Here is a 6,306-nt window from a genome sequence, read left to right on the forward strand (position 1 = left end):
CCGGTCTTGTCGAACGGGTGCGCGGCGCGGGCATGGACGTGCTCTGCGGCGCGGGGGTCGGTGGCGGCTCCCTGCACTACGAGGGGATCTCCCTGCAGCCGTCGGAAAGCCTGTTCACCCGGGTCATCCCGTCCACTGTGGACTACGGGGAGATGGCCGCGGTGCACTACCCCCGGGTTGCCGCCATGCTGCGCCTGTCACCGGTTCCCGACGACGTCCTCGCCACCACCCGCTACACCTCCAGCAGGCAGTTCCTCGCCGACGCCGCGCTGGCCGGCGGCCAACCGGTGCGCGTGCCACAGCCGATGAACTGGGACACCGTGCGCGCGGAGCTGCGCGGCGACCTGCCGTCCTGGTCGGCACGCGGTGACGTGATCTACGGCGTCAACAACGGCGCCCGCTACTCCACCGACAGAACGTACCTGTCCGAGGCGGTGTCCACCGGCCTGGTCACCATCGCACCGCTGCACGTCGTCAAGGACATCACCACCGGCACCGCGCACCGTTATGTCCTGCGCTGCGAACGCATCGACACCGACGGCACCGTCGTCGAGGACGTCGTCGTGGAGACCGACGCGTTGTTCATGGGAGCGGGCTCCGCCAACACCTCGCGGCTGCTGGTGCGCGCACGCGGCACCGGAGCGCTGCCGAACCTCCCCGCGGACGTCGGCCGCTACTGGGGGAACAACGGCGACCGGCTCTACCTCCGCACCAACCCGCTCCGGCCGACCCTGCCATACCAGGGCGGCCCGTCCCCGGTGGCCATGCTCGACTGGGACGCCGCCACCGGGCCCGTGACGCTGTTCCACTCACCCGCGCCCTTCGAGACCGAGACGTTCTCCATGTACGTCGTGGGCATGGGCATCCCCGACGGGCACGGCGAGTTCGTCTACGATCCGCTGACCGACAGCGCCGACCTGGTGTGGCCGCCCACCGCCGACCTGAACGTCGAGGTCGCGCTGGACGCGGCCACCACCCGCATGACGCTCACGAGCGGCGGGGTGTTCGCCCCGGGCAACGCCGTCGACCACAGCACCTTCCACCCGTTGGGCGGTGCGGTGATCGGCCCGGTCTGCGACCCCTACGGGCGGGTTCACGACAACCCCGGCCTGTACGTCACCGACGGCGCGCTGATCCCCGGTTCGACCGCGTGCTGCAACCCCTCGTGGACCATCGCCGCGCTGGCCGAGCGGTGCCTGGACCGCATCACCGCCCAGGACGTCGGCACGGTGTTCTGAGACGGTCGGGGCCGGTGTCACCACAAAGGACAGTCCACTGTGGTCCGCGTCCTGGTACGCGGTGTCCCAGACCGCGGGCTACTTCGCCAGGCGGTGCGGGCCCGCCACGGCATCGTCCACCTCCCGCTCCTGGTGCCGCACCCCTGACCGACGCGTCCGTTCCCTGTGGCTCCCGCCGCCGGCCGCACGCAGTTGGTGCAGGTGCGCGGGTCTCGTCACCTGCTGCTCACCGCTCGCGAACCACTGGTGCCGGGCGGCCATCAACACCGCTTCCATCCTGGAGTGCACGCCGAGCTTGCGGAAGACCGCCTGCACGTAGTTCTTCGCCGTCTTCTCGGTGATACCGAGCGTCCTGGCGATCTGCCGGTTGGTGCGCGCCCGGCACATCTGCTCCAGCACCCTGAACTCCTGCCTGGTGAGCAGCTCGGGCACCGGTCCGGCCGGTGCCGGGCACCCGTCCGGCCGGCTGGTGCTGGAGATCTCCAGCAACCTGACCACGATCGCCTCGACCTCCCGCATGGCCCGGGCGTGGCGGTCGAGCAGATCCCGTAGGAGCAGCAACGCGGCGTCGAGGTCGCCGGCCAAGGGAGGAGCCATCTCGTCGGCGCCCTGGCCGCCGCGTTCGGAGACGTGCTCCAGCCCGCTCTGGGTCATCACTCCACGCCTTTCCCTGCGGATCCACTTCGGACAGGACGAACGCCTGCTCAACGGGCGGTGAACCGCGCGCCAGGCAGTGTCAACGCCTCGCCACGCACCAGGGCGTTGACCGTCGTCACGCCGGTCATCACGAAGGACGGTGGCACCAGGGGCGGCGGGTGGTCGGGGGTGAAGTCGACGGGGATCGGCAGCAGACCGAGCAGTTGGAGGTCGCCGGTCAGGCGCAGCACGTGCATGTCCACGCCGGCGGCCGCGCCGCGCGGTGCCTCGATCGCGATCGTCCGGCCGCCGCGGAGAGCCGGGCCGGTCATCCGCATGCTGCGCATCGTGAACCACATCGTCCTGCTGGGCCGCCCGTCGACCACGAGCCGATCGACGCCGTGGTAGACGACGCCGTCCGCCTCGATCGACTCGGCCACCAGGGTCCAGCTCCGGGCCGGGGGCGAACCGTACCCCGCTGCCGCCGGCGTGTGGGCGCCCAGGACACCGGCGACCAGCACGGCCACGCCACGGCCCAGACGGTGTCGCCGGGGCCGGCGGGGCGGGCGGGGCTGGTCCGTCCAGGCGAACGCGAGTGCCGCACCGATCAGGCCGAGCAGGGTGCCGACCAGGAACCCGCCGAGATTGGTGGCGCTCAACGCGACCAACGACAACAGCAGTGTCGTGACAGCCGCCGGAACGCGATACCGGGGACGCAGCCACAGCGACAGCCCGCAGACCACCAACAGCGTCCCGATCACGAGTGCCGAGACGCCGCCCACCGTTCTGATGGACACCATCGCGTCGCCGAGGCGGAAGGAGGCATACGGCGGCACCGCCACCACGATGCCGGCGGACAACGTGAACGCTCCTGCCGCGACGGGCCGGGACCGCCGCCACCGCGCGAACCGCCGCCACAGGCTCGAGAGCATCGGACGCCATCCGCGACTCAGAAGCACTCGTCGTCCCCCGCCCGCAGCGACATGCTCAGGTTCTTCAGCCGCAGGGTGTAGGCGGTCGCGCTCCAGGCGACCATCCGCGGCGCGACGACCGTCGCCTGCTCCGCCTGCTGAGCGAACCCGCCTGGCTGCCCGAGTACACCGGGCGGTCCCTGCGACACCTGCGAGGCGTCCACGCCGATCGCACTGTTGACCAGCGTCATGTCGCCGGTGAGGCCCGCCACGCCGAGCACGATGTTCGTGGCCGACATACCTTCCGGCCCCGGGGACACCAGTCGCAGTGTGACGTCCCCGACCAGGGGCAGGCCACGCAGCGCCACCGACTGGCAGAAGTTGTCGGCGGCCGCGGTGCGAAACCCGCTGACACCGACCGCATGCGGACCGTCCGCGCCGTTGTCCGTTCCCCCGAACTGGACGAACCCGGTGCCCACCAGCTTGTCGGCGGAGATCTTGAAGCTCGTGCCGGACACGGCGAACGACGCGGCCAGGGCTCCCTGGGCGAGGCCGGTCAGCAGGAGCGCCGCCAACGCCAAGCCTGCCGCGAGCACTCCCGCGAACCGCAACCACCGGATCCTGCCTCGCCGGGGCGCCTCCACCACGGTTTGCCTCCTCAGCTCACGCGACCGCCAGTGCGAAACCGCTGGCGGTCGCAGTTCCGAAACATTCGCTTCCCTGCCGACCGAGACGGCCAATTCATTCGGCCACGGGCTTCCGTGAGCAGTCGTCACCGGCGAACGCGACCCGCGGTGGTCCCATGACATCCCGATGATTGGTTATCACGTTTCGGTCAGCATTTCAGTCAACTCCGCATTCGTCCGCGCCGCCACCGGAACCATCAGGCGAGACCATTCGTGTGAGTCCGAGCAGAATTAGCTGAACGGTCCCAGGACCTCCGGATGGAGCAGCAAACATCAAGAGAAAACGCACGAAGGTCGTCACCCGCTCGGCCGTGGGAATACCCTCAGGTGACTGGTACGCTCCGTGTTCAGATCAGCACGCTCGATGACTGCCAGGGCGGGGAAGTATGCATGGTCGAATCTCATGGCTCGACGATGTTGACAAGTCTTCCGTGTTCAACCACGAACGCGCCACCGGCGCGGCCGTCGCCGTGAGCACCTACCCCACCTTCCAGAGATGGCTGGAGATCAGCGGAACGACACGACCGGAGTTCGTCCGGTTCCTGACGAAGACCGCGCGGCGGAACAACTGGCCCGCGGCGGAACTGCAAGCCTGCCTTTCCTGGATCAGCGACGTCGAGACCGACGACCCGATGCCGCCACGGCTCCTCAGGACCGTTCTCGACGAAATGACCTCGATCGCCGAACAGGCGGCCGCGATGACACAACGGCTGTCAACCCTGCACCAGGCCGGCACCAACCTCGCCATGGTGGCGCTGGGAGAATGCACACGCAGATGTCAGGACGCCACTCGAACCAGGAATGAGCACCGCCGGCACGGCACGGAGTTCGACGGTGACAACGCACCCGTCATCCTCACCCGCCGGGAGAGACAAGTCCTCCAGTTGGTGGGCGCGGGCAATTCCAACCGGCAGATCGCCCGAATACTGGGATTGGCCGAGCAAACGGTGAAGAACCACCTGACTTCGACATTCACCAAACTGAACGCCGCGGACAGGACCAGTGCCGTACTCGCGGCCCTGCGGCAGCGACTGATTCCCGACCCGACCGAGCCTTCGCCCGCGGCGCCGCCGGCGAGGTCGCCGTAGTGAAATATCCCGCGATCTTGCCCGTCGTGCGGGTCCCCGCGCACGACCTTCGCCGCACTGCCCTTGCCTGACGCCAGCCAACCAAATGGCCGGCCGGGGGCACGGTCACCGAGTTCGAGATCCTCCACCGGTCCGTCTGGCCGCCCGACGTCGATTTCCGCGTCTGGTCCGCACTCCCGTGGACCGGTGCCAACGCCGGCCGGCGCAAGGGCGGCGAGGTCCACATCGTGTTGCTCGTAGCGGTCGGCGCACCGGTGGCTCTACCCCAGCTGGTCGCGCCGGCGGGTGAGGTAGGCGGTCTCGGCGGTGTTGCCGGCCAGTTCGATGGCCTTGTCGTAGGCCGCGCGTGACTGCCGGCTGTGGCCCAGCCGGCGCAGCAGGTCGGCGCGGGTGGCGTGGTAGGCGTGATAGCCGGCCAGCTTGTCCTGGAGACGGTCGACGGCCGCCAGTGCCACGTTCGGGCCGTCGAGTTCGGCGACGGCGACGGCCCGGTTCAGGGCGACGATCGGCGAGGGGTCGAGGCGGATGAGCTGGTCGTAGAGGGCGAGGACCTGCGACCAGTCGGTGTCGCGGATGTCGCGGGCGGAGGTGTGCACGGCGTTGATCGCGGCGAGGATCTGGTAGCGGCCCGGCGCGACCCCGGCGGCGGCAGCGGCGAGGCGTTCGCGCACCAGCCGGTGACCTTCGGCGATCAGTTCCGCGTCCCAGGCCCCGCGGTCCTGCTCGTCGAGGGCGACCAGTTCGCCGCCGGCCGAGACCCGGGCGGTGCGGCGGGCCTCGGTGAGCAGCATCAGCGCCAGCAGCCCGGCCACCTCACCGTCGGTCGGCAGGAGGGCGCGGATCAGGCGGGTGAGCCGGATCGCCTCGGTGGTCAGGTCGTGTCGGACGGGATCGGTGTCGGGGCCGGTGGCCAGGTAGCCCTCGTTGAAGACGAGGTACAGCACGGTGAGCACGCCGGAGATGCGTGCCGGCAGATCGTCGGCGGACGGCATCCGGTAGGGGATGCGGGCCGCTTTGATCTTGGCCTTCGCGCGGGTGATCCGCTGGCCCACGGCACTCTCGGCCACCAGGAAGGCGCGGGCGATCTCGGGTACGGTCAGGCCGCCGACCATGCGCAGCGTCAGCGCCAGGCGGGCTTCCGTCGCGAGTGCCGGGTGGCAGCAGGTGAAGATCAGCCGGAGTCGGTCGTCGTCGACGGCGCCGAGGGGCTCGGGCGGGTCGTCGTCGTACACCATCTGAGCCTCCTTGTGCTTGTCGTCGCGTTTGTTCTCGCGGCGGATCCGGTCGATGGCCTTGTGGTTGGCGGTGGTGGTCAGCCAGGCGCCGGGGTTGGGCGGCACGCCGTCGGCGGGCCACCGCTCGACGGCGGTCGCGAACGCCTCGGCCGCTGCCTCCTCGGCGATGTCGAGGTCACCGAAGCGCCTGGTCAGGGCGGCCACCACCCGCGCCCACTCGTCGCGGTGGGCCCGGGTCACCGCCTCGTCGACATCGCTCACCGGAACGGCCGCACCTCGATCTTCCGGTCGCAGGCCTTCGACGCCTCGGCGGCGAGCTTGAGCGCCACATCCAGATCGGGGACCTCCCCCACACCCAGACCCCAGCGAGATACTCCTTCGACTCCACGAAGGGCCCGTCGGTGACCAGCGTCTCGGTACCGCGGTTGTCGATCACGGTGGCCGTACTGGGCGAGCCGAGGCCGCCGGCGAAGACCCAGTGGCCCTCGGCCTGCAGCCGGTCGTTGAACACG

6 protein-coding genes and 1 pseudogene are annotated in these 6,306 nt (G+C 70.0%); 2 read left to right on the forward strand and 5 right to left on the reverse strand.

The window, feature by feature from the left end; all coding sequences use genetic code 11:
- A partial coding sequence (locus tag ACJ73U_RS47960) for a GMC oxidoreductase (protein WP_407784492.1) occupies window positions 1–1,238 on the forward strand: 1,238 nt, incomplete at its 5' end.
- A gap of 78 nt (window positions 1,239–1,316) precedes the next feature.
- On the opposite strand, the gene ACJ73U_RS47965 is transcribed toward ACJ73U_RS47960, so the two are convergent.
- From ACJ73U_RS47965 to ACJ73U_RS47975, 3 genes are read right to left on the reverse strand one after another with little or no spacing between them, the layout of a single operon-like run.
- Entirely contained in the window at window positions 1,317–1,892 is a 576-nt protein-coding gene (locus tag ACJ73U_RS47965) for a response regulator transcription factor (RefSeq protein ID WP_407784493.1), read from the reverse strand.
- A gap of 50 nt (window positions 1,893–1,942) precedes the next feature.
- Window positions 1,943–2,806, reverse strand: a complete 864-nt coding sequence (locus tag ACJ73U_RS47970) for a DUF6114 domain-containing protein (protein ID WP_407784494.1) — start codon at window positions 2,804–2,806, stop codon at window positions 1,943–1,945.
- Window positions 2,807–2,823: 17 nt separating this feature from the next.
- Window positions 2,824–3,432: a DUF6230 family protein gene (locus tag ACJ73U_RS47975; RefSeq protein ID WP_407784495.1), complete on the reverse strand. Its 609-nt coding sequence runs from the start codon at window positions 3,430–3,432 to the stop codon at window positions 2,824–2,826.
- Between the two features lie 470 nt (window positions 3,433–3,902).
- Between ACJ73U_RS47975 and ACJ73U_RS47980 the strand changes: the two genes are divergently transcribed.
- Window positions 3,903–4,559 carry a response regulator transcription factor gene (locus tag ACJ73U_RS47980; RefSeq protein ID WP_407784496.1) on the forward strand — a complete coding sequence of 219 codons (657 nt, stop codon included), beginning with the start codon at window positions 3,903–3,905 and terminating at the stop codon, window positions 4,557–4,559.
- Between the two features lie 260 nt (window positions 4,560–4,819).
- On the opposite strand, the gene ACJ73U_RS47985 is transcribed toward ACJ73U_RS47980, so the two are convergent.
- Both ACJ73U_RS47985 and ACJ73U_RS47990 read right to left on the reverse strand, forming a co-directional pair.
- Window positions 4,820–6,055: an RNA polymerase sigma factor gene (locus ACJ73U_RS47985; protein WP_407784497.1), complete on the reverse strand. Its 1,236-nt coding sequence runs from the start codon at window positions 6,053–6,055 to the stop codon at window positions 4,820–4,822.
- Window positions 6,052–6,306: pseudogene (locus ACJ73U_RS47990) on the reverse strand (YciI family protein); the annotation flags it as partial. The gene ACJ73U_RS47985 and the pseudogene ACJ73U_RS47990, both read right to left, overlap by 4 nt.

It is taken from the genome of Actinophytocola sp. (assembly GCF_045807065.1).
Lineage (GTDB): Bacteria > Actinomycetota > Actinomycetes > Mycobacteriales > Pseudonocardiaceae > Actinophytocola.